Origin of the sequence: Psychrobacter sp. 1U1 (assembly GCF_051847535.1) — a bacterium.
GTDB classification, from domain to species: domain Bacteria; phylum Pseudomonadota; class Gammaproteobacteria; order Pseudomonadales; family Moraxellaceae; genus Psychrobacter; species Psychrobacter saeujeotis.
Map to the genome: position 1 here is coordinate 48,232 of NZ_JBPYDD010000008.1, position 23,328 is coordinate 71,559.

The window sequence follows — 23,328 nt, forward strand, 5'->3', positions numbered from 1 at the left end:
TTGACGAAAGATGAGATCAATAATGTCGTTATATATTGCTATAGTTGAAATCTACTTATAGCAACCTCACATTAAGGCATTACAACGTTTATTTTATAAATTTATAAAGAGGTATTCATGTCTGAGGTACCAGCGCTTTCTATCCAAAATCTATCCAAAACCTATGATAATGGGTTTTCGGCCCTAAAAGATGTCAGCCTAACGGTGCCACAAGGTGGGTTTTTTGCTTTGCTTGGACCAAACGGTGCGGGCAAGTCAACGATGATTGGCATTATTAGCTCCTTATTTAAACCAACAACTGGTAGCGTCAATATCTTTGGTACTGACCTTTTAACCGACCCCTCCGTTGCAAAGCAATATCTTGGTGTGGTACCGCAAGAATTCAATTTTAACCAGTTTGAAAAAGTACAAGATATTTTAATTACTCAGGCCGGTTACTTTGGTATCCCAGCTAAGGAAGCACGACCACGGGCGAAACGACTGTTGACGGCGCTTGGCTTATGGGACAAGCGTGACAATAAGTCGCGCGAGCTATCAGGCGGTATGAAACGCCGTTTGATGATCGCACGAGCACTCATTCATAAACCAAAACTGTTGATTCTTGATGAGCCGACTGCTGGGGTAGATATTGAGCTGCGCCGCTCTATGTGGGAATTTATGCAGCAGATTAATATTGAAGAAAATACGACCATCATTTTGACTACGCATTATCTTGAAGAAGCTGAGCAGTTGTGTAAGCGCATTGCAATTTTAGATCATGGTGAAATCCGCATTAACACAGAAATGAAAAACCTATTGGCGCAGTTGTCAGTTGAAACCTTTGTACTCGATTTGGATACGCCGCTTACTCGTGAATTAAAATTAATAGATGTAACGGGTATAACACAACCAGATGATCAGACAATTGAAGTTACGCTCACTGAAGGTGAGTCATTAAACAATGTCTTTAGTCAATTGTCCGATCAAGGCATCACTGTCGCTAGTATGCGTACTAAAGCCAACCGCTTAGAAGAGTTGTTTATGCGCTTAGTTGACAAAAATATTCAAAGTGCAGACAGCATGAAGGAGGCAGGGTTATGAGTCAAGAAGCCTTAGATCATAATAAAGCAATGTCATGGAGCAAAAAGTGGATTTCTTTTCGTACCATATGGTTAAAAGAGGTACGCCGAATTTTACGCATTTGGCCTCAGACATTGTTGCCGCCAGTTATCACAATGAGCCTGTATTTTGTCATTTTTGGTAAGATGATTGGCTCGCGCGTGGGGGAGATGGGCGGTGTGCCGTATATGCAGTTTATCGTTCCCGGTCTGATTATGATGTCGATTATTACCAATAGCTACTCTAACGTCGTCTCAAGCTTTTTTAGTGCCAAATTTACGGCTAGTATTGAGGAGCTACTCGTTTCACCCGTCTCTAAGCACTCTATTTTGATGGGTTATATTAGCGGTGGTATCTTTCGCGGACTGGCAATCGGTATTATTGTCTCGATAGTGGCGCTCTTTTTTACAGACCTTGGTATTGAGCATTTATTCGTGACGATATTTACGGTATTGGGTACATCCATTTTGTTTTCGCTTGGTGGTTTTATCAACGCCGTATTTGCGCGCTCGTTTGATGATATCTCTATCATTCCAAGCTTTGTATTGACTCCGCTTACTTATCTTGGCGGTGTGTTTTATTCGATGGAGAATTTGTCTCCATTTTGGCAAAACGTTTCGTTATTAAATCCCATCGTTTATATGGTGAACTCGTTCCGCTACGGTATTTTGGGATATTCAGATGTCAATGTTTGGTATTCGATGGTCGCGATTTTTGTATTCTGCGCGATATTTTATACCATTGCCTATCGCTTACTCAGTAATGGATCGCGCGTGCGCTTGTAAACCTTATTATCTAAAAAGTGGCACTTTAAAAGATAGCGTGATTGTTATTTTGGTACATTGTCATCTTGGACATAAATTATTAACGGTTTAATATCAGGAAGTTAAATGAGTATTCACGGTATTTTAGGTGAACAAACCACCGACTACCCAACTGAGTATAGTCCAGAGACACTATATCCCATTGCTCGTCGTATGGGACGTGATGCAATTGGCTGGCATGATGATAAGTTGGCAGTTGGTGTAGATTGGTGGCATGCTTTTGAGATGTCTTGGTTAAACCTGCAAGGTATCTCTCAAGTTGCCATCGCCCGCTTTGGTATTCCTGCCAGCTCACCATTCATTGTCGAATCAAAATCACTTAAATTGTACCTAAACAGCATTAACTTTACCGAATTTGCCAGCTGGAACGACGTACAAGCGTTGATTGCTAAAGATTTATCAGCATGCGTGCAAGCTGAAGTACAGGTTGAGTTGTTTGGCTTAGAGGGTGGTTTGGATGATAAAACGACAGGTTTGTTGATTTCTCGGCCTGATGGTGTTTGCATTGATGAAGCACTAGCAGGCAACATGGACAAAGTTGCATTAACTGAACATCCTGATGCGTCATTGCTGAGTGAAAACGAAGTAGAAGCGAGCAGTGAAAGCGTGGCAAGTGATGGTACTCAGCCGTATACCTTTTATTCTAATCTACTGCGTAGTAATTGTCCGGTGACCAATCAACCAGATTGGGGAACTCTGTCTGTATCGATTACTACTGACAAATTTTTTAATAATGCGAATATGCTGCGTTATATATTGAGCTTCCGTCAGCACAATGGCTTCCATGAGCAATGTGTCGAACAGATATTCGCTGATTTGAGTGAATGTTATAAACCAAGAGAGCTGATGGTTCGTGCTTGGTATACGCGCCGCGGTGGTATCGATATCAATCCTTGCCGCGTCAGTGACATAGGTTTATTACCTAAACCAAGTCGTTTGATTCGTCAGTAATTGATAGGGTTGGTTTTGTATAATTTAGATTATATAGCCGACCTACTATAAAATAAAAAAAGCGCCTATTTCATCAAGTGAAATAGGCGCTTTTTTTAGTACATTTTTTATCAGAAAAGCTACTTGCTACTTACTTTTGCCATAACTTCTTCGCGGCTTAGCATTTGCTTTTCTGTCTCGCGGCGATTGACATATTCGTACTTACCTTCAGCCAAGTTACGGTCCGAGACCACGATACGATGCGGGATGCCAATTAGCTCAAGATCGGCAAATTTGACCCCAGGGCGCTCGTTGCGGTCATCAAGTAACACATTAATGCCTTGAGCCTTTAATTCGTCATACAGAGCTGTTGCCGTTTGCATGACGGTTTCTTCTTTCGACTTCATCGGAATGATGGCCACTTCAAAAGGTGCAATTGAGTCATCAACTGATGGCGTTTTTGGCCACATGATACCGTTCTCATCGTTGTTCTGCTCGATGGCAGCAGCGATGATACGACTAACGCCAATACCATAGCAACCCATCATAAGGGTAACTGGCTTACCATCTTCACCAGATACGGTAGCATTCATCGCTTGGGAGTACTTGTCACCCAATTGAAAAATATGACCAACTTCGATACCGCGCTTGATTTTTAGTGTGCCTTTGCCATCAGGAGAGGGGTCTCCTTCTTGCACATTACGCACATCTACAATGCGTGTGATACGTGCATCCCGTGCCCAGTTCATGCCGACGGTATGTTTATCTACTTTATTAGCACCTGTCACAAAGTCTGACAAGGTCGCCGCCGAGCGATCGACAAAGACTGGCATATCCAAATCAACACCGATAAAGCCTTTCTGTAGACCCGCTGCTTTGAGCTCTTCATCAGAGGCCAAAGTTAGTGGCACGTTGGCTTCTTCGATTTTCTCAGCTTTGATGGTGTTCAACTGATGATCACCACGTAGTACGACAGCGATGAGCTGCGGTGTATCATCTTCTTTATGACCATGAACGATTAAGGTTTTAACCGTATCGGCAAGCGGGATATCCAAGTGTTCAGCGACCATCTTACAAGTGGTCATGCCTTCGGTGAGCACGTCTTCGCGCTCTTGCTTTGGCGGTTGGCGTTCAGCCATATTGAATGATATAGATTCGGCAAGCTCAACGTTGGCAGCATAGTCTGAGGAATCAGAAAAAGCGATATCATCTTCGCCACTATCGGCTAGCACATGGAACTCATGCGAGGCAAAGCCACCGATAGAGCCTGTATCTGCCTGTACCGCACGGAAGTCTAAGCCTAAGCGGGTAAAGATACGCGTATAAGCCTCATACATATCATGATAAGTCTTAGCGAGCGAAACTTGATCGACATGGAACGAGTAAGCATCTTTCATAGTAAATTCGCGCGCACGCATCACGCCAAAGCGGGGACGAATCTCATCACGAAACTTGCTTTGGATTTGAAAAAATGTGATTGGCAGCTGTTTGTAACTACGTAGTTCACCTTGAGCAAGGTTGGTGATGACCTCTTCATGAGTAGGGCCCAATACAAAGTCACGCTCATGACGGTCTTTAAAACGTAATAGCTCTGGTCCATAGTCGTCGAAGCGACCCGTAGTTTCCCATAACTCAGCTGGCTGGGTCATGGGCATAAGTACCTCTTGAGCCCCAATATTTTGCATCTCTTCACGGACGATACGCTCAACTTTTTGTAAAATGCGTAGCCCCATAGGCAGCCAGATATATAATCCAGAAGCAATTTTACGAATAAGGCCGGCACGCACCATCAATTGGCTTGAAGCGATATCGGCGTCACTTGGGGTCTCTTTTAGAGTGGCGAACAAGAATTGACTGGCTTTCATAAATAAAGCGGAACCTTATCAACGATAAAATAAATAATAAATAAGGCGCTGAGCGTTAGATAGCTGCTACAAGCTTGCCTTTAATATATAACCTGATATAACTAATGATTTGATCGACGTGACAGTGTATAAATTAGCAATTTATAGTCAAGCTTTTTGTTCAAAACCTATCTAAAAACAGGCTAATGTCAGGTAGTCTATATACGTTGACATTTCATCGATGCAATCAGACTATGTTAGGTAAAGTTTGCCTCATACGCAATGACTTTTTGTCTTTTACAATAGAACGCTATACAAACTTCAATATAGGACAAAAAATGAAGCAAATATCTGATAGTTTTAGTATTCGTCGTCGGTGAGAATTGTAGTAAGTCTAAAAGCGGTTGAGTTTGTAAAATTGTGGACTAAGCAATTGTGTAGAAGATTAGTAGCTAATACTTGAAGTCATTTTGAAAAGCGTCATTTATGCTATAGAGCCGTGCTTAATTTAGCATTTGTAAATAACGTCTTTTGAGTGCCGTTAACAATATAAAAGGTAGCGCATATGACAACTTCTGATAATCGTACACCTAGTAATGCTCGCGACAATATTAGTAAGCGCCCTAAACCAAAACAGCCTACTGGAATAGCGACATGGATATTGTTAATTATTAGTTTTACGGCCTTAGCTTTTGCTGTTTATACTATTAATGAGCGGACGGTAGAAGAACCGATTGAAACCGTCACTCGTGAAGGTGTGGTGACGCAGATTCAACAGTTAAATCGGTTGCAGACCGTAGCTTTTAGCGTGGATACAGTGATTACCAGTGAGCGACAGGGCAGCTGGATGAAACTTTGGCAAGATGAGCAAAAAGGCTTGTTTATTGCTCGTGGTCGGGTAGATGCGGGTATAGATTTGAGCGCGTTGACGCCTGAGATGGTACAAGTCGTACAGCTTGAAGAGTCTAACGTAGGTGAAGATGAAGCACAGACGGCGAGCGACAATAATACCGCGATGATGCCGCAAATCAACATTACCTTACCGCCATCAGAGATATTTTCAGTGTATCTAGACGACTTGGAAATCTATGACTGGCAAACAGGTGCTTTTGGTTTGATGCAGGTTGATCCTAAGATACTCGCGCAAGCACAGACAATGGCAAAAAAAGAAGTGCTGGAGCGTGCGTGCCGAGGTGATGTGATGAATATGGCGCTAAAAAATGCCCAAATGCAGCTGCAACAATTGTTTGCGATGACTGGCGCAGTGGTGACTGTGACCACACAAGGAGCAGGGGCTTGCCGACTGCCAGTCACTACCAATAGCTAAGCTAATATTTATTCTTTTTTGAATTCGGCAATAGCCAGCTTGCGTGCCGATTTATGCTCGACCATCGGCGCAGGGTAGTCAATATCGGCAAACTTGCCACCTTTTGCCAATTCTTTGCGCATCTTGTCTTCGCTATGCAAGATGCTAGTAGGAATATCTTCTAACTCTGGTAGCCAAGTTTTAATAAACAGTGCTTTAGAGTCATGCGTATTGGCTTGGCTAAAGGGATTCATAATACGAAAGTAGGGCGCTGAGTCGGTGCCTGTTGACGCGCTCCACTGCCAACCGCCGTTATTGGACGCAAAATCCCCGTCAATGAGCTGCTGCATAAAGTAGCGCTCTCCTAAGCGCCAATCAATCAGCAAGTCTTTGGTCAAAAACATGGCGGTGACCATGCGCAGTCGATTGTGCATAAACCCCGTCGCATTTAAGCAGCGCATCGCTGCATCGACTAATGGTACGCCTGTTTTACCAGTGCACCATGTCTCAAAATCATCGCTATCGTATGACCAATTGATCTTGTTATCTGTTTCTTCTTTATAAGCCTTGTGACAGACAAGTGCTGGTTTGTCCACTAGTACATGACGATAAAAATCTCGCCATGCAAGCTCGCTTATCCAGCGATTGATGTCTTCATTATCGCCATCATTACCGTGTAGCTTTTCTTGTGCTTTACTTGCTTGTAGATAGCAAAATCTAGGACTAATAGACCCTATAGTAAGATAAGCCGATAGCTGACTGGTTGCATGTAAATGGGGGACATCACGGCTGACATCATAGTTATTTATATCATTAGCGACAAATTCTTTTAAACGCTGACAAGCAGCATCTTCACCAGCAGGATAAGCGTCTCTTGCCTGGTCAATCTGGGCTGTCATATTGATATGTTGTAATGACTTGTTCTTTTCTAGTGTTTGCTGGTAGTCACTGAGCATTTTTTTACTTAGTGCTTCGATATCATCGACTGTATTGGCAAACGTTTGCGATGATTTTAGTTTGATTTTATAGTTGCTATCCACTGCGGGTGCTTCATGCATTTGAATGGTACTAACGTCTAACGTATGTCGCCATTTCTTATAAAATGGCGTAAAGACTTTATACATGCTGTCGCCATCATTGGTCGTAATGCTTTGCGGTGGCAAAATGCATTGGTCATGCCAGCGGACGAACTCGATATTATCTTTTGCAAGTTGCTTACTCAATTGCTCATCACGATCAATCTCATTGCCTTCGTACTCATGATTGGCCATGATGCAACTGATTTCATTATCTTTGCATAAGGTTGTGAGCGTTTCTATACAGTCAGTAAAGCTTGGACAGATTTGCACGGTTAAAGTGATGTTCAGTTGCGACTGCAGGTCCTTTGCTAGGATAGGTAGCGTGCGGGCAATATGGTCGACTTGCACAAGGGACGTATCATGTTCTTGCCACTGCTCAGGCGTCAAAAAGAATACGGCAGACACCGAGGCGTTTTCTTCCTTTGCACGTTCGCACAGCGCTGCTAGAGCGGTATTGTCATGGATACGAAGGTCACGACGAAACCACATCAAGTAATGCGGTGGATTTTTGCTAGTAGCATTGTCGTCAGTATTAGTATTATTCGCCGCTGTCTGTGCAGTCTTAGACATCAAGGTATCCCTATATCAATCAATCGCAATCGTAAACGAAACTAAGGATAAAAGTATGCTAGGATAAGTTTTTGGATGCAATGGCTTTGCCGTTTGGTTAACAAAACCTCATCACATCTAACGATTTAACTTTAGCCTGAACCTGTCTGATACCGCTATAATCGGTGTCATATTCAGCACCATGAAACGCAAGGTCACAAAATGCACGTTAAGTTTTGCGGGTTTACTCAGCTTAATGATATACAGACTGCGGCACAATTAGGTGCAGACGCAGTGGGTTTGGTGTTTTATCCACCAAGCCCCCGCGCGGTCACAATAGAGCAAGCGCAAATTCTGAGCGCTGCTGTACCTGCTTTTGTCAGCGTGGTGGCATTGGTAGTCAATATGCCCAAAGATGAGCTGATCAATTTAGCAAATGACGTCTCTTTTGATATTATCCAGTTCCATGGCGATGAAACGCCTGAGCAGTGTGAGCAGCTGGCAAGTACGGTCAATAAACGCTGGATCAGAGCATTGCGCGTTAATGCTGATACGGATAGTGCTGCTAGTGTCAGTGCTCAGATTGACGAATTTGCAGCAGCAGGGGCGAGTAGCATCTTATTAGATGCCTACCATCAGCATAAGTATGGCGGTACAGGCGCACGTTTTGACTGGAACCTCATTCCACATGACAGCGCACTGCCGATTGTGTTGGCTGGTGGACTTGATGCCGATAATGTGGCCGCTACATTAGATTTGCCTATTTATGGTGTCGATGTGAGTGGTGGTATCGAGATCGATAAAGGTAAAAAAGATGTTGCCAAAATGCGTGCCTTTATGAAAGCGGTCAAGCGCGATCGATGGCAAAACGCTACGGTCACTGGCGCCATTTAAGTGGGTTTGTATCAAGTTGTTTGCTATACATACTCTGCTTAGTTAATCGTTATTCCGATTTTTCTGCTTAAATCTTATTAGATTGTTATCCCTTTTATTATCTTCTTTATAGTTATCTAAAAAATACCACTTATTACAGTAGGAATTATCATGAGTCATGTCGCGAACAAAGATTTATCTGCTACCGCACAATCTGTAAATACTTTTACCAATCCTGAAAATGTACAGGATTTTAACCAATATCCTGATGCACGCGGACATTTCGGTGTACATGGGGGGCGTTTTGTCTCTGAGACGCTAATGGCTGCCCTAGAAGAGCTAGAAACGCTTTATACCAAAGTCAAAGCAGATCCAGCGTTCTGGGAGGAGTATCACAACGATTTGGTGAATTATGTCGGTCGCCCAACGCCGCTGTATCATGCTAAGCGTTTGAGTGACGAGATTGGCGGTGCGCAAATTTACTTCAAACGTGAAGACCTAAACCATACAGGCGCGCATAAAGTCAATAACACCATTGGTCAGGCGCTGCTTGCCAAAATGTGTGGCAAAAAACGTATTATCGCTGAGACTGGTGCAGGACAGCACGGCGTGGCAACGGCGACGATTGCCGCACGCTTGGGGCTAGAGTGTATCGTCTATATGGGGGCTGACGATGTCGAGCGTCAAAAGATGAATGTCTATCGTATGCGCTTGCTTGGTGCAACGGTTGTGCCAGTCACTTCTGGCTCACGCACGCTCAAAGACGCGATGAATGAAGCCATGCGCGACTGGGTGACCAATGTCGACACCACTTATTACATCATCGGTACGGTTGCAGGGCCGCATCCATATCCGCTACTCGTACGCGATTTTCAAGCGATTATTGGTAAAGAAGCGCGTATTCAGCATTTAGAAAAAACAGGCAAATTACCGGATGCGTTGGTTGCATGTGTCGGTGGTGGCTCAAACGCTATTGGTTTGTTCTTTGACTTCTTGAACGATACTGACGTCAAAATGTATGGCGTCGAGGCAACAGGCGATGGCATCGAGTCAGGTCGTCATTCAGCGCCATTGGCTGCTGGTCGTATCGGCGTATTACACGGTAACCGTACTTACCTGATGGCCGATGATGATGGTCAGATTCAAGAGACGCATTCTATCTCAGCGGGTCTTGATTATCCTGGCGTTGGTCCAGAGCATAGCTTCCTAAAAGACATGAAGCGCGTTGAGTATGTTGGCTGTACCGATAAAGAAGCGCTAAAAGGCTTCCATGAAACCACGCGTAAAGAAGGTATCATTCCTGCGCTTGAGACTGCTCATGCCGTTGCTTATGCATTGAAACTGGCTAAAACCATGACTCCTGATCAGACGATTATCGTTAACATGTCAGGTCGCGGTGACAAAGATTTGCATTCAGTGATGAAGGCAGAAGGGATTGAAGCCTAATTTTAATGAAGAGTCTTATCTCACAGCGGTTTATAATAAAAGTGAAAACTTTGAGAAACTGATAAGCGTTGTTGCATCCACTGGGTTTAAGACCTCCACCTTGATTGGTGGAGGGATAATGTTGTATTACTGTTTCAAAATCGGATATTTCCCTACGGATCTTTCAATCAGTGATACCTTTATATTTATTGCCCTAACAGTAGTGTTCGGTATATTTTATTGTTTAACCTTATCAGCTATTAAAATGTTGTTTGATATTACTTTAGGGCTTTTACTTTATGTGAATATAAAGGTTTTTAAATTTAAAAAAATCATAGTATTTTCTAATATTATGTATAGAAAATACAGATTTAATTTAGATACAGTATTTAAATCTATCTTTATTGCCTTGTGGTTAAGTTTTATGCTCGTGTCAAATATAATAGAAGTTCTTGATATTTTAAGTGTTCTAGGTATATTTCTCATAGCAGTTTTTTTTTACGAAATAAGTTCCATTAAGATTAAAGAGCAAAGACTCAACAAAGGATTAGGTCTTGCAGATTTGGAGTTTACCAATAAGAAAGAGTTTTTGAATATAACTGTATTTTCGATAACAGTTCTACTTTTGGTTTTTTCAGGTATGAAAGTTGAAGGATTTATCAATTCCTCTATGCAGATACTAAGTCTTGCTAACGACAATGTATCAGTCCATGTTCAAGAACCATACAATCAATACTTAATAGAATATGGTATTAAATCAAGCGATAGTAATTTCGGAAACCATTATGTTAGGACTGATAATGTCGATGTGTTAATGCAAGGTTTAGGCGATAATATTGTGATTCTATTTCCAAAGAATAGTGAGCATGGAGTTGTAGATAAAGTAAAAATTATACTTCCAAGAGACAAAGTCCATATCATTGATAATGAATAAATTTAATAAGAGAACCATTATGACCCGAATTGAAAGCACCTTTGAAACATTAAAATCACAAAACAAAAAAGCCCTGATTCCTTATGTAATGGCAGGCGACCCCAATCCTAGTAACTTTGTTGGCTTGCTACATGACTTAGTGAAGCATGGCGCAGATATGATCGAAGTTGGCTTACCATTTTCTGACCCTATGGCTGATGGTCCAACTGTGGCCTTGGCGGGTGAGCGAGCGTTAGCAGCCGGTACCAGTACTCGTGACGCACTAAAAATGGTTGCAGAGTTCCGTCAAACAGATACGCAGACACCAATCATTTTAATGGGTTATCTCAATCCTGTTGAAATCATCGGCTATGACAATTTTGTCGCATTGTGTGAGCAGTCAGGCGTTGATGGCTTATTAATGGTAGATTTGCCACCAGCAGAGGCGGGCAGCTTCACTCAGCATTTGACTGAGCATGCGATGAATGAGATTTTCTTGCTATCGCCAACCACTTTGCCTGAGCGCCGTGAGCAAGTCTTGACTCATTGTGGCGGCTATATTTATTATGTATCACTAAAAGGCGTGACGGGCTCAGCCACACTAGATACTGACGATGTAGCGACTCAAGTTCAAGCGATTAAAGCAGAGACCGATTTGCCAGTATGCGTCGGTTTTGGTATCCGTGATGGTGCGTCTGCAAAAGCGATCGGTACTCATGCAGATGGCGTCATCGTCGGTAGTGCATTGGTACAGAACTTTGCCGATATCGATGCCAATGATGCCGCTGCAGTCGCAAATGCACAGCAAAAAATCATGACAAAAATGGATGAGCTGCGCGGTGCATTAGACAGTTTGAGTGCCTAAGTAATGATGATAATAGCAGTAAATCACTTTGCTATATTTAGTTTACGTGTGTAAACTAACATGATGTATAATTTGTTACAATTACTCGATTTATTCAGCTTATTGTTTATCATGACATAGATAATAGTAATGCGAATAAGCTACCGTGTTAGTCATAACTGCTCATGTTATGGCTGTATTTGCTTCCTAGACTAGACAACAATTAAACTCTTAAGGACAAGTAAATGAGCAAGCTTGCCGATAAGCCTTCAACAATGGCGAATAATATGACTGATACTATAAAAAAACCTGAAACTCAAAGTGATGATGCTAGCTCTGCTACAGACAACTATCAAGCTGGTCAATCATGGTTTGATCGCCCAGTACCGGGTATCAAGCAGCAATTAACCGCTACGCTGACTGCAGTTGAAACTGAGCCATCTACAGAATGTACTAACTGTCATTCAATGATTACCAATACAGCACTGATTTTTAACTGTTATGTCTGCCCTCACTGTGATCATCATCTACCAATGACTGCGCGTGAACGTCTACAGTGGTTTTTGGATCAAGTAGATGGAGAGCTTGGACAAGAATTTAGCGCTAAAGATCCTCTCGGGTTTGTAGATAGCAAACCATATCCCCAGCGCATGACTGAGGCTAAGACTAAGACTGGCGAGACAGAAGCTCTAATTGTTTTGCACGGTAAGCTACGTAACCTTGATGTGGTTGCTTGCGCCTTTGATTTTCGCTTTATGGGTGGTTCTATGGGATCGGTCGTTGGCGATCGGTTTGTACAAGCTGCTGAAAAAGCACTCAAAGACAAAAAACCTTTGGTATGTTTTGCAGCCTCAGGTGGCGCGCGTATGCAAGAGGGTTTACTGTCCTTAATGCAGATGGCACGTACTGCCGCTGCTGTTGAGCGTCTGAGAATCGCTGGTATTCCATATATCGTAGTACTGACCAATCCAGTTTATGGCGGGGTGACCGCTTCTCTTGCCATGCTTGGTGATGTTCATCTGGCGGAGCCAAAAGCGATGATTGGTTTTGCAGGTAAGCGCGTGATCGAGCAAACGGTGCGCGAGACGTTAGAAGAGCCGTTTCAGCGTGCTGAGTTTTTGTTAGAGCATGGCGTGGTTGATGAAGTGGTACATCGTCATCAGATGATTGATACCATTTATCGTCTGCTAGCTAAGCTTACGCATACGGATAATGTAGACGCCTAAATTGTGTGAGTACTTAAGTTTTTGTATGTCGCATGTTTGGCTTACCCTTTAAATAGCATTTATCGTCATTGATGATAAATGCTATTTTTAATTTTTGGGGTTTGAATATGGTCGATTTCAAATAAGGTGGATACATTAGATATCAGTCCTGCCGTATCATTTTTATACTGAACTCATTATATGGTTATAAGCATTGTATAATGACGCTTTTGGCAGCTGTATATCTTGGCTGCTTTTTACTTTAAGGTGTTTTTATGTCCTCATCGAATCACGCTACTACCGTGACCAGTCCAACGGCACAATCAAGCTTGACTGCATGGCTAGATTATATGCAGCAGATTCATGTTTCTGCTATTGATATGGGATTATCACGTGTATTGCCAGTGGCTAATTATTTGGGCGTGGTGCAATCAGCAAAAGACGATGCCTTTGTCTTCACTGTCGCAGGCACCAATGGTAAAGGCTCAACGACTGCCGTTATCAGCGATATGTGCCGCGCAGCTGGTTACAAAACCGCGTTATATCAATCGCCGCATCTGGTTGATTTTAATGAGCGCGTGCGTATCGATGGTCAGATGGCAAGCGATCGGACCTTGATTGCTGCTTTCGAGAAGGTTGAGCAGGCACGGCTTGCTTGCGATTTAACGTTATCGTTTTTTGAGATAACGACTTTGGCAGCGCTTTTGATTTTTGCTGAAGCTGATTGTGATGTGTGGGTGCTAGAAGTGGGATTGGGCGGCCGCTTGGATGTGACCAACATCATTGATGCAGATTTAGCCGTGATTACCAATATCGGCATCGATCATGTAGATTGGCTTGGCGATAATGTTGATGCTATAGGCTTTGAAAAGGCGGGCATTTTACGTGATGGTATTCCATTAATTTTTGGTGCAACTGACATGCCCGCCAGCGTGCAACAAAAAATCGATGATCATAATGTTGTCTGTTACCAAGCGGGACGCGATTTTAGCTATCGCGTGCCAGATATAGAAACGGATATAGTCACTAGCGCTGCCACGTGGCAATATAGCAATGCTGCTATAACTTTGCAGCTGCCACAACCCAAGCTATCATTGGTAAATACTGCCAATGCGCTATCCGCGGTGCTGGCAAGTCCACTTGATATCGGTATTGACGCTATCAAAACCGCACTACAGACAGTCAAGCTTGCCGGACGCTTTGATTATCGTCAAATGGTTGATCGCCAGTGGCTGTTTGATGTGGCACACAATGAGCAGGGCGTGACGTTTTTATTAAATCAGCTCAAGCCATTATGGCAACAGCATCTAGCGGTCTTAAATGATGGACAAATGGCTTCTATTAAGCTGCTGTTTTCTATGCTTGCAGATAAAGATATTGAGATGGTGGTCGAGCATTTAACGCAAGCCAAATTACCCATTACGGATTGGTATATTGCAGAGATTGATCATCCTCGTGCAGCGAGTATGGAGGAGTTGCAAGCGGCATTGGCTGCATACGTAGAAGATACTGCTATACATGTTTATACTGATTTACAACAGGCCACGCAAGCGGTAATCGAAGACAGTGGAGCGCAAGACTTAATTGTAGTATGTGGCTCTTTTCATACCATCGGTGAAGCGCTTACCACCCTCGATGTAAACGAATAATTATAATCTCCTAGAGCTGATTGACGTCCAAAAATTGCATTAACAGATGCCTGATAGCAGACAGCGTGAAAAATATGTTTTATAATCAAAGCGTTTTATAAACATGACACAATTTTTGCAGTAATTTTTGCAGTAAAGTAAGATGACGATATAGACTGGTCATGCCTAGCCATCAACCTTATTAACCAACTAAGAGACGTAAACGGATGAATTTTTCGAGACAAGCCTTATTGGGCATCGGGATGATTATAGGCGGTAGCGTCATGCTATACGCCATGGTGCAACAAATCGGTACTAATGATAAGCCAGCAACGCCCGCTGCTATCGTCGAAAAATCATCAACTGAACAAACAACTGTAGAACCATTAACCACAGATATCGAAACTGAAAAACGTATCTTGGCACAAAAGCAAAAAGAACGTGCGGCTCGTGTTGCAGAACAAGAGAAGCGCGCTCAGCAGTTTTTGGCAGAGCAGGAGAGTGCAGAAGCAAAGGCACTGGCGAAATCTCGTGCAGAAAACCAGCAGTATGTTGCCAACGCTATGCCAGCAGAGGATGAGGATACGAAAGTAGAAAATAGCTCAACAGTTACAACACCAACTGTGCAAGCGCGTACTGATGCCACAACAAACACAACCAATGAAGAAAAACAAAAAGCTCAAGCGGCTGAGAAAGAAGAAGCCAAAAAAGCTGCTCAACAGGCCGAAGCAAAAAAATTAGCAGATAACAAAAAGCGAGCTGAAGCAAAAGAGCAAGCTGAAGCTCAGGCTAAAAAAGAAGCAGAAGCAGAAGCTAAGAAAAAAGCTGATGCTAAGAAAAAGGCAGAAGCACAAGCAGCAGCCAAACAGCAGAAGCAGGCTGAAGAGCAAGCCAGCAAAACAGCTGCACCGACAGCCCCTACAGATTATACTGTCAAAAGAGGTGATGGTTTAATCAAACTAGCACGCCAGTATAATGTGCCAGTTGAAGCTCTGGCTCAAGCCAACGATATATCCTCATCTACTTCATTACAAGTCGGACAAGAGCTAACTATTCCATCACGCAAGCAGGTTGAGCGCTTAGAGCGTGAAGCAGCTGCCGCCAAAAAGTCCGCTGATGCCAAACGAGAAGCTCAACAAAAGCTACGCGAAGCGCGTAAAGAAGTTCGAGAAACTGATGCGAAAGGCAGCTTCGGGGTACAGGTCGCTTTGGCAAGCAATCAGACTTCAGCTGATGAAGTAGCCAAAAAGTTTAAAGCTGCCGGCTATCAAGTCAAAACCAGTGTTACTAGTCGCGGTGTACGCGTCATCGTCGGCCCTGAGCGCGGAAAAGTAGCTGCATTGGCACTAAAGGATAAGATTAATACAGATTCTCAAGTTGACACCTCAGGAGCGTGGGTACTGTATTGGCGTTAAATTTTCGATAGATTTTATTGAATATAAAAGCTGGTTAATATACTAGATTTTGATAATACCTTTACTCACATAACATTCAAAACACGACACCTGCTGTCGTGTTTTTTTAATTTATAAATTGTAGCTAATTATTAGCTCAGATAGTATTGCTTAGATAATATAAGCCCTATTTATGGCTCATTTACTTTTCTCTGTAGAACGTGTTAGCCAATAATGGTTGCTACGTTACGATTGACTATTTAGAAACCTCTAAAGTTGATCGTTTTAAAACTTTATAAGGTGTGATTATGTCGTTTGGCATTGTGTTCTTGGTATTAGCCGTAGGTTTTTTGGGGTTCATTGTCTTACCAAAGCTATTATCAAGACATCAAGCTCATAAAAATACCGAACCTAATCCAGCTCCTGTACGCGGTGACGACCTGGCTATTTGGCCGTTTGCACCGATGCCTATCATGACAGATACTGAGGTCATATTTTTTCAAAAGCTCAAAAACGCACTGCCTGAATATCATATATTTGTACAAGTTCAACTTTCTCGTATCATCAATGCTGATAGTGAAGAAGCCTCTGAGCGTAGCTTTTGGTTCAACCGTATCTGCCGTCAAAGTGTCGATTATGTTATTACTGATATCGATGCGCAGACGACATTGGTTGCCATCGAGCTTGACGACTGGACGCATACTAGTAAATCAAGACAAAAGGCTGATGACAAAAAGGACAAAGCGCTAGCAAGCGCAGGGATCCCGATTGTCAGGTTTCATGCTGAGCGCATACCAAGTGTCGATATACTGAGATACGAGCTGATGCAGGTTATTGAAACTTATGAAGCGTAATACTATTGCTAATTCATTGACTGTCAGTTCATCAGAGTCAGGTACTGCTTGTATCTGGCTTCTTTCTATTATGAAACAAACCCATAGACTTCTTTGCCAACGTTTGAATATCTTTTACAATACAACGGATTATTGTATGGACTTAGGCAGTAAATAATTATACTATTCCATTATTGATTAGTGAACATAAGTTTTGACTAAAGTTTTGTTAGTGTTAGGTCGAACTATTACCTATTCAAATCACATTTACTGTCATTACCTCAACTAGGTCTTACCAATAAAGGATTGTTTTATGAAGTTTTTTAAACTGACTGCGCTAGCATTCGCCAGCACTTTAGCATTAGCAGGGTGCGGTAGCGATAGTGACAATACTAGCACTACGGCCTCTAACAATAATGGCTCAGCTGTACCTTCTAAGCCTCCTGTAAACAATAAACTGTCTGAGCTTGAACAAGCTAAAAGCATCATCAATACTGCAAAGCAGTTTATTTTAGATAACAAAGCAATCGAAGATGCTTATGAAGACGCTAGTGAGATTTTGACCGAACAGCAGCAAGCCCGAGTCAACCTAACCTTTGAGATTGCTGAAGGTTTACATGGATACATGAAAGAGAATTCAATAGCAAAACTGGATGCAGCAGATGTCGCTTTATTAAGAGATCAGGGTGATCTGCAAGAAGTAATAGATAAAGGATTGGACAGCGATTTTTATTGGGACAGATTCTATAACGATAAGCTACAGCCAAGCGATGATTTTCTTGCAACGCTTGATACCAATGGTAAATTCAAACTGTCTGGCACTACGCTTGTGAATAGTGAACGTTTGGAACATAACTATAATCCGCTAACCAACGTTACAGATACAACAGTCACCAAAGATTCTTTCAAGATAACCTACGATAAATTTGAAAACTCATTGGCTTCTAATACTAGTACTGATGATTTTACAGGCCGTTATGGCTTTAATCGTCTTGACATTGGTTCAGAAGCGGACGCTGTCGTTTTGAGCTCAACTTCACAAGGCGCAACGGTTAATGCGCAATTCAGTGATAAAGTCTTGGTTAATGATGAGTTTGATATAAATGATGTCAATAGAGCCGGCATTACTTTAGAAAAAGCGGTCATTAAACTGGATAATGTAAAACTTAAAGCTAACGATAGTATCATTGAAGCCCGTGACGTTGAGCTAGGGTTTTTAGATATGAGTCGCAAGCTTGCTGATGGCACCTTGGTGGTCAGAACTTTGCCAACCGCTATTAAGCTGACGGGCGAATTACTCAAAGAAAAGCCTGCAACAGATGTCGCCATTTCGCTAAACGCGGTTGCTAATGAAACCGATATCAAAAACGTCATCAAAGTGACCCAAGAAGGTAATATTGAAGAGGCTGCTGGTAAGTTCGTTGGAGTAGAAATTGTCATGTCTCTTAAGGGTAACGTGACAAAAGAGACTGCGACTTCGACTGCAATTATACCTTTAGATATTCAAGCGAACCTAAAACGTACAGCGCGTGATGTGGTAGAACTGCAAGGTTTGAAAGCAAGCGTAGACGGTAAAAGTCTGTATGTGACAGGTAAAACTATCTTAGATACTCAATATAATGTTAGCTGCAAGTGTACACAACTTGATATTACCCAAAACAATGCCGCTATTAAGCTAAAATTCGATGTCGATAATAAATTCATCATACAAGACAACAAAACTGGTAAGTTTGCTGATATTAAGGTCAACGGCAAGGTCTTTGGTGAGTTATTACAGAACAACGGTAAAGTAGGCGCTAAATTTAAAGACAATAGCTTTATTCCTCTAGGCTAATGATGTTATGTATTTGAGATATTGATCATGGAAAGAAGAGACAGCTAGCCCTGTCTCTTTTTTGTGCCTTTTAATTTATGGAAGAATGTCATGGCCTTTTTGTGCTCGTCCGTGCGTATGTTATTTGCACAGGTTCTGTTTGTACCACAATTTATTCAGTCTGTTAAGACACGCTATCAGACGGCCTATACCATACGTACTGTATTGGTTATCGTGAGCACTGGGATTTCAATATCTGCTATCGCGCAAGAGTCCTCAATAGTTTATCAACTTACTGGTGATGACTCGATTTTAGAGAAAAATTTAACGCCTTCTTTAGTATCTACACCATTTATAGCTACTAAGAAGTCAGACACACAAATTGATTGGACAGTGATGGCGAGTGCTCATAGTCCAGCGCAGCCTATTGCAGCTTTTATCAAAGATTGGGATGCGCCTTTAGATTCTGGAAAGCATGCCTACGCACAGGGGCGCGCGTCACTCAATGTACGCCCAGCTGACAGTCCGATCAGCTATGGTCTGGCGTGGCGTTATGATTATATGATGACATTTAGTCAAGAAACCGCAGACTTGTACTGGCAGTATCAAAATAAGCAACTCCCCAATCAGAATCAAACTTATGCTTTAGAGTTAGATGCACGGCATAATGAACGTATTGGCGCGAATGTGGGTTTTGCTCAGCAATTAACGTCCAATTGGCAGCTAACCACTTATGCCAACATTTGGAAAGGTTTACATTTGCTTGACGGTGAAGCTAAGGGCAGTATTACATCACAAGCATACCCTGATAGCGAAATAGTTAGAAATATAGACCGTCTAAATAGAACGAAGACTTATGTAGATTACTATTACGATGAGCCAGCACTTGGGGAGGAGGATCTAAATTGGTATCCCAACAAACCAACGGGCTATGGTTATTCGTTAGATATAAATTTGACAGGTACATTAACGGATCGCACGCAGTTATCTGTCCGTGGTTATGATCTTCTGGGACGTATGCATTGGAAAGATACACCTAGTACGCAATATATACTAGATTATGATGCCAATAGACGACCTATAGATACGACTGAAGGTCAACTCGACACTGATGATATCACGCAAACATTGCCATGGCGCGTTGAAGGCAGTCTCATACATGAGCTAAACCCTCAATGGCAGATCGGTGTCCATGGTCAAGTGAATGATATCCAAGACTTATATCAGTTGTCAGCAAGCTATCAAACCAATGAAGATTATTATCCACTCACTATCACTGGTTTGATAGAGCCGCAAACACAAGCGTTAGGGCTTGCTGTAGACAGTCAGTATGGCGGTATCAAGTTACTCACCGACAGTCTTGACTCAGAAAAAGCCCAGCGCAGTGAAGTTAGCTTATATGGACGTTACTCATGGTAGGCCATCATTAAGAATTACCCATTTTAGGGTCACGCTGCTTGGGATAAATGACTATCGGCTGATTACCTTCAAAGTATAGTCCTGTTCTAGGTGGCGTATCGTCTGGCCAAGCTATCTGTGGCTTCTGTCCATCGTAGCTGTCATAAAAGCTGCGTTTCGTAAACCATTCGATATAATTTGCGCGTCGAAGGGTCGTCATATCAATTGTCGTCAGATTATCCTTATCCCATTTATCGCACCATTCATGCATAGGAAAGCTTAGTGAAAGCCAAGCGGGATAAATAAAATCAGTCGTATTGATGGGCAAAAAGAACCGTCCTTTTATAACACCATAACGCTTATCAATTTTGACTTGCCCGTGATCCTTAGTATCTACCCATATAGTACGAAATTGTTTGGTCTGCATATGGGTCATTTTGCGCTGTAGATTGTCGTTTGAGTTAATCCCAACCCAGTTTTCAGGCGCAAAAGGCGCTGATCCCATAAAAAACTTAATGGCCAGCTCCCAATGTTCAGTGACTGCCTCTTTATGGTTGTATAAAATCAAGTCAAGCTCGCCAGAGGTTTGCTTGCCATTAAATAGCTGTACATTACTAGCGAGTGTCTCATATGGATGCAACTGGCGTGCAAAACCATCTGCTAACCAAAAAGACAATAACCCCTCAAAGTGAAAACCCAAACGATTGGGACTGGGTCGTGTCAGTAGATAGCGCGTCAACTCCTGATAAGCATTGGTGGTATCAAGCTCTTCTAAACGCTGCTGATAGGCGTCAAACTGCTGTTGCCAAAAGCTGGCACTGTGTACCGATACCGTATGTGTGTTTTGATAGGGTGCAAAATCCAGCCATCCTGTCAATACATTGGGGCACGCCAGCACGTATGCCAAATCACGTACATAAGGACGCTGGTACGCTTCCCAAGGCGCATGATTTGTAAGTATGGACAATGAATGAGCGATAGGCTCGGACATAGAATAAACCGAAGTAAGTTGTAGAGCATTTACCCTAACTGCTCGCTTGGGAAAAGTCTATAGTCAATCGTACGATGTTAAGATTGAACGTATCTGGCAGCATAGATTCGTCGATCATGAAATGAGAGATCAAATAATAATGAGGATTAAACTATGAAATATCTTTTGCAAATCGACTTCCCTTATAGTGGCCCTTTTGACGATAAATTCTTTGAATCTACGCAAGAGCTCGCTAAAGACATCGCGAACGAGAGCGGGCTGGTCTATAAGCTATGGACAGAAAACGAAGAGACGCAAGAAGCGGGCGGTATTTATGTATTTGATAACTTGGATGATGCCAATCGATATCTCGCCAAGCATACTGAGCGTTTAGAGTCGTTTGGCTTTACTGACATTAAATCAAAAACTTTCAAAATTAATGAAGCGCTGAGTAAGATTACGAAAGCGAGTTTTTAATTGATAGTAATTAGGATAATAAAAGCCAGCGCTTGGATTTAAGAGGCTGGCTTTTTTGTTGCGCTTTCGAAAACCTAGTCTTTAAGTATTTTAGTAAAAACATCTGATAGTTGGTAGCTTCCAGTGGTGGTCAGATGGTGTTTATCAAAATATAAAGGTTTCCCCTCTTTGGATACGTAACGACATTCTGACGCGCAAAAATAGTCTACTACAGGGAATGATATAAAGTTATCGTCATCTATTGATCTGACAAAGCGAATTTGATCAGCATTTTCACTTAGGTAATCCTTTTTTGTTTTCTGAATTGAAGGCTGTTTTTCGCCCTTCATTTTTTTGTACATATAAGTTGGAATGTTCTTATCCCATGTTGGAACTGGTTCAATAAAATATACTTTAATTCCAGCTGACTTAGATAGTTTGATGACCTCGTTTATAGTGTCATTCGAAATAGAATCAGGTGAAGAATGTATTACGATTTTACTAACTTTGTTCTCAATTGAATCATCAACTACCGTTTTTGGACGAGCCGTACCCTTTGACAAGAACGTATTTGAAATTGGAATAAATAATTTAGTACCGTTTTTAATAGCCAGTTCAGTGAAGTGTTCTTTTACAGAATCACTATGACTATTGCCAACAAACATTATGTTTTCTTCAGATTGCTCAATGTCACCAGTCAAATCACAAGATGTAATGAACTTCTCAAGTTTTTGTGTTACTACGCCACAACGAAAAGGCCCTTTATCTGAAGATGCATTGAATATAAGCAATTCTTTTTCTGAATAAAATTCCTTTTGAACAGAAGGTAATACTAATACTAAGCCTATTAATAAGGCACTCGCAGTTAAAGCATAGTTCTTTATATTGTATTTAGATCTTTTATGTTCAAAAAAGTAGTACAGAAGTGTTGATGCTATACAGACAAGTATGAACAACGTAATACCATCTTTGAGACTTGGAATCGTTAAGTTTGTTCCATCAAAAGGTTTTGACAGATAGATCACTATCACAGGAAAGTGAGCTAAATAAATAGAGTATGAGTATTTACCAAGTTTTTCGAGTACCTTAGATATATATGAACGCTCTATAAGAGATGGTATTCCAAAAGCTAGAACGGTTGCCGTTGCCAAACTTACAAATAGGGCGTATAGACCAGGATGACCATTTACTGCACTTCTTGCTTCGCCACTGACAGAAAGTAACGGAATTATAAAAATTACAATCAAGCCTATAAGACCCAACCACTTATATTTTGTATACTTTACATTGCCTTGGTTGGTTAGGAAGTGAGCAGCGCCATACCCAATTAAGAACTCCCAAAGCCTAAAGGGAACAAGAAAAAACGACGTTTTAGGCGAAAATTCGACCATAATAAAACATAAAGCTAAGCTCACTATCATCGTGAGCCAATAGTTAATTTTTAGCTTTGTAAAGAACCAGTACAGCAGTGGTACTATTAAGTAGAACTGTATTTCAACCCCTAATGACCAAAGGTGTAGTAAAGGATTGAAATGAGAATTGCTAAAATAAGAGTCTTGGAACCAAAAACCTATGTTGGATAAAAAAGGAACTGCATATAGTGCCTGTTTACTGACTTGAACAGTTTCATTTGGAGTAGTCAAAAAATAGGAAAATATTAAAGTGAAAAAGATTGTAGCGTAATAAGCTGGTAGCAATCGTTTAGCTCTTCTTAAATAAAAACCTGTTATATCATCCTTTTTATATAAGATAGCCATTAGAAAGCCGCTAATAACAAAGAATACATCAACACCTAGAAAGCCACTTTTTATTGAGCTAAAGCCAAGATGGAATAACACAACAAGTACAACGGAAATACCTCTAAGGATCTGTATATCTGCTCTGTAATTCATAATTAATTACCGATAAGTTGTCATTGATAAGATGAGTAAGTAATTAGAAAGTAG

General features: G+C 41.7%; 19 protein-coding genes. 15 read left to right on the plus strand and 4 right to left on the minus strand.

Annotated features, from left to right (window positions below; all coding sequences use genetic code 11):
• Positions 1–117: 117 nt before the first annotated feature.
• The 3 genes from ACS8FB_RS12020 (at position 118) to queF (ending at position 2,873) form a co-directional block, all read left to right on the plus strand.
• On the plus strand, positions 118–1,080 hold the full coding sequence (locus ACS8FB_RS12020; protein WP_299221560.1) for an ABC transporter ATP-binding protein: 963 nt from the start codon (positions 118–120) through the stop codon (positions 1,078–1,080).
• 29 nt (positions 1,081–1,109) lie between these two features.
• Positions 1,110–1,883 (plus strand): ABC transporter permease, encoded by a 774-nt coding sequence (locus ACS8FB_RS12025; RefSeq protein WP_439263331.1) that lies wholly within the window; start codon positions 1,110–1,112, stop codon positions 1,881–1,883.
• Positions 1,884–1,988: 105 nt separating this feature from the next.
• On the plus strand, positions 1,989–2,873 hold the full coding sequence (queF, locus tag ACS8FB_RS12030; RefSeq protein WP_439263235.1) for an NADPH-dependent 7-cyano-7-deazaguanine reductase QueF: 885 nt from the start codon (positions 1,989–1,991) through the stop codon (positions 2,871–2,873).
• A 119-nt stretch (positions 2,874–2,992) separates the two neighbouring features.
• Here the strand turns inward: queF and ACS8FB_RS12035 are convergent, their stop codons facing one another.
• Complete coding sequence (locus ACS8FB_RS12035) at positions 2,993–4,717, minus strand: proline--tRNA ligase (protein ID WP_439263236.1); 1,725 nt, start codon at positions 4,715–4,717, stop codon at positions 2,993–2,995.
• Positions 4,718–5,261: 544 nt separating this feature from the next.
• Between ACS8FB_RS12035 and ACS8FB_RS12040 the strand changes: the two genes are divergently transcribed.
• On the plus strand, positions 5,262–6,023 hold the full coding sequence (locus ACS8FB_RS12040) for a DUF4230 domain-containing protein (RefSeq protein WP_439263237.1): 762 nt from the start codon (positions 5,262–5,264) through the stop codon (positions 6,021–6,023).
• An 8-nt stretch (positions 6,024–6,031) separates the two neighbouring features.
• On the opposite strand, the gene ACS8FB_RS12045 is transcribed toward ACS8FB_RS12040, so the two are convergent.
• Positions 6,032–7,651, minus strand: a complete 1,620-nt coding sequence (locus tag ACS8FB_RS12045) for a cryptochrome/photolyase family protein (RefSeq protein WP_439263238.1) — start codon at positions 7,649–7,651, stop codon at positions 6,032–6,034.
• Between the two features lie 171 nt (positions 7,652–7,822).
• Between ACS8FB_RS12045 and ACS8FB_RS12050 the strand changes: the two genes are divergently transcribed.
• The 10 genes from ACS8FB_RS12050 to ACS8FB_RS12095 all read left to right on the plus strand — a co-directional run bounded on the left by ACS8FB_RS12050 (position 7,823) and on the right by ACS8FB_RS12095 (position 19,977).
• Entirely contained in the window at positions 7,823–8,524 is a 702-nt protein-coding gene (locus ACS8FB_RS12050) for a phosphoribosylanthranilate isomerase (RefSeq protein WP_439263333.1), read from the plus strand.
• 150 nt (positions 8,525–8,674) lie between these two features.
• Positions 8,675–9,949: a tryptophan synthase subunit beta gene (gene trpB / locus ACS8FB_RS12055; RefSeq protein WP_439263239.1), complete on the plus strand. Its 1,275-nt coding sequence runs from the start codon at positions 8,675–8,677 to the stop codon at positions 9,947–9,949.
• Positions 9,939–10,862 carry a hypothetical protein gene (locus ACS8FB_RS12060; RefSeq protein ID WP_439263240.1) on the plus strand — a complete coding sequence of 308 codons (924 nt, stop codon included), beginning with the start codon at positions 9,939–9,941 and terminating at the stop codon, positions 10,860–10,862. Before trpB ends, ACS8FB_RS12060 begins: the two co-directional genes overlap by 11 nt.
• 19 nt (positions 10,863–10,881) lie before the next feature.
• The gene (gene trpA / locus ACS8FB_RS12065) at positions 10,882–11,706 is read left to right on the plus strand and encodes a tryptophan synthase subunit alpha (RefSeq protein ID WP_439263241.1); all 825 of its coding nucleotides are present in this window, start codon (positions 10,882–10,884) and stop codon (positions 11,704–11,706) included.
• A gap of 254 nt (positions 11,707–11,960) precedes the next feature.
• The gene (gene accD, locus ACS8FB_RS12070; protein ID WP_439263335.1) at positions 11,961–12,911 is read left to right on the plus strand and encodes an acetyl-CoA carboxylase, carboxyltransferase subunit beta; all 951 of its coding nucleotides are present in this window, start codon (positions 11,961–11,963) and stop codon (positions 12,909–12,911) included.
• Between the two features lie 254 nt (positions 12,912–13,165).
• Positions 13,166–14,539, plus strand: coding sequence for a bifunctional tetrahydrofolate synthase/dihydrofolate synthase (gene folC / locus ACS8FB_RS12075; protein WP_439263242.1), 1,374 nt, complete (start codon positions 13,166–13,168; stop codon positions 14,537–14,539).
• 206 nt (positions 14,540–14,745) lie between these two features.
• Positions 14,746–15,933: a LysM peptidoglycan-binding domain-containing protein gene (locus ACS8FB_RS12080; protein ID WP_439263243.1), complete on the plus strand. Its 1,188-nt coding sequence runs from the start codon at positions 14,746–14,748 to the stop codon at positions 15,931–15,933.
• 287 nt (positions 15,934–16,220) lie between these two features.
• On the plus strand, positions 16,221–16,766 hold the full coding sequence (locus ACS8FB_RS12085; protein WP_439263244.1) for a DUF2726 domain-containing protein: 546 nt from the start codon (positions 16,221–16,223) through the stop codon (positions 16,764–16,766).
• A gap of 292 nt (positions 16,767–17,058) precedes the next feature.
• Positions 17,059–18,579 (plus strand): hypothetical protein, encoded by a 1,521-nt coding sequence (locus tag ACS8FB_RS12090; protein ID WP_439263245.1) that lies wholly within the window; start codon positions 17,059–17,061, stop codon positions 18,577–18,579.
• Between the two features lie 90 nt (positions 18,580–18,669).
• Positions 18,670–19,977: a hypothetical protein gene (locus ACS8FB_RS12095; protein WP_439263246.1), complete on the plus strand. Its 1,308-nt coding sequence runs from the start codon at positions 18,670–18,672 to the stop codon at positions 19,975–19,977.
• 7 nt (positions 19,978–19,984) lie between these two features.
• Here the strand turns inward: ACS8FB_RS12095 and ACS8FB_RS12100 are convergent, their stop codons facing one another.
• Positions 19,985–20,947: a DUF1853 family protein gene (locus ACS8FB_RS12100; RefSeq protein WP_439263247.1), complete on the minus strand. Its 963-nt coding sequence runs from the start codon at positions 20,945–20,947 to the stop codon at positions 19,985–19,987.
• 153 nt (positions 20,948–21,100) lie between these two features.
• On the opposite strand from ACS8FB_RS12100, the gene ACS8FB_RS12105 reads away from it, so the two are divergent.
• On the plus strand, positions 21,101–21,403 hold the full coding sequence (locus tag ACS8FB_RS12105) for a monooxygenase (protein WP_439263248.1): 303 nt from the start codon (positions 21,101–21,103) through the stop codon (positions 21,401–21,403).
• A gap of 74 nt (positions 21,404–21,477) precedes the next feature.
• Here ACS8FB_RS12105 and ACS8FB_RS12110 read toward each other — a convergent pair whose 3' ends face one another.
• On the minus strand, positions 21,478–23,274 hold the full coding sequence (locus tag ACS8FB_RS12110; RefSeq protein ID WP_439263249.1) for an acyltransferase family protein: 1,797 nt from the start codon (positions 23,272–23,274) through the stop codon (positions 21,478–21,480).
• Positions 23,275–23,328: the final 54 nt, after the last annotated feature.

Excerpts from the sequence above, each read along its gene's own strand:
- ACS8FB_RS12020 (WP_299221560.1), top strand. The coding sequence starts at position 118 with ATGTCTGAGGTACCAGCGCTTTCTATCCAAAATCTATCCAAAACCTAT.
- ACS8FB_RS12025 (WP_439263331.1), top strand. The coding sequence starts at position 1,110 with ATGTCATGGAGCAAAAAGTGGATTTCTTTTCGTACCATATGGTTAAAA.
- queF (WP_439263235.1), top strand. The coding sequence starts at position 1,989 with ATGAGTATTCACGGTATTTTAGGTGAACAAACCACCGACTACCCAACT.
- ACS8FB_RS12035 (WP_439263236.1), bottom strand. The coding sequence starts at position 4,717 with ATGAAAGCCAGTCAATTCTTGTTCGCCACTCTAAAAGAGACCCCAAGT.
- ACS8FB_RS12040 (WP_439263237.1), top strand. The coding sequence starts at position 5,262 with ATGACAACTTCTGATAATCGTACACCTAGTAATGCTCGCGACAATATT.
- ACS8FB_RS12045 (WP_439263238.1), bottom strand. The coding sequence starts at position 7,651 with ATGTCTAAGACTGCACAGACAGCGGCGAATAATACTAATACTGACGAC.
- trpB (WP_439263239.1), top strand. The coding sequence starts at position 8,675 with ATGAGTCATGTCGCGAACAAAGATTTATCTGCTACCGCACAATCTGTA.
- trpA (WP_439263241.1), top strand. The coding sequence starts at position 10,882 with ATGACCCGAATTGAAAGCACCTTTGAAACATTAAAATCACAAAACAAA.
- accD (WP_439263335.1), top strand. The coding sequence starts at position 11,961 with ATGGCGAATAATATGACTGATACTATAAAAAAACCTGAAACTCAAAGT.
- folC (WP_439263242.1), top strand. The coding sequence starts at position 13,166 with ATGTCCTCATCGAATCACGCTACTACCGTGACCAGTCCAACGGCACAA.
- ACS8FB_RS12080 (WP_439263243.1), top strand. The coding sequence starts at position 14,746 with ATGAATTTTTCGAGACAAGCCTTATTGGGCATCGGGATGATTATAGGC.
- ACS8FB_RS12085 (WP_439263244.1), top strand. The coding sequence starts at position 16,221 with ATGTCGTTTGGCATTGTGTTCTTGGTATTAGCCGTAGGTTTTTTGGGG.
- ACS8FB_RS12090 (WP_439263245.1), top strand. The coding sequence starts at position 17,059 with ATGAAGTTTTTTAAACTGACTGCGCTAGCATTCGCCAGCACTTTAGCA.
- ACS8FB_RS12095 (WP_439263246.1), top strand. The coding sequence starts at position 18,670 with ATGGCCTTTTTGTGCTCGTCCGTGCGTATGTTATTTGCACAGGTTCTG.
- ACS8FB_RS12100 (WP_439263247.1), bottom strand. The coding sequence starts at position 20,947 with ATGTCCGAGCCTATCGCTCATTCATTGTCCATACTTACAAATCATGCG.
- ACS8FB_RS12105 (WP_439263248.1), top strand. The coding sequence starts at position 21,101 with ATGAAATATCTTTTGCAAATCGACTTCCCTTATAGTGGCCCTTTTGAC.
- ACS8FB_RS12110 (WP_439263249.1), bottom strand. The coding sequence starts at position 23,274 with ATGAATTACAGAGCAGATATACAGATCCTTAGAGGTATTTCCGTTGTA.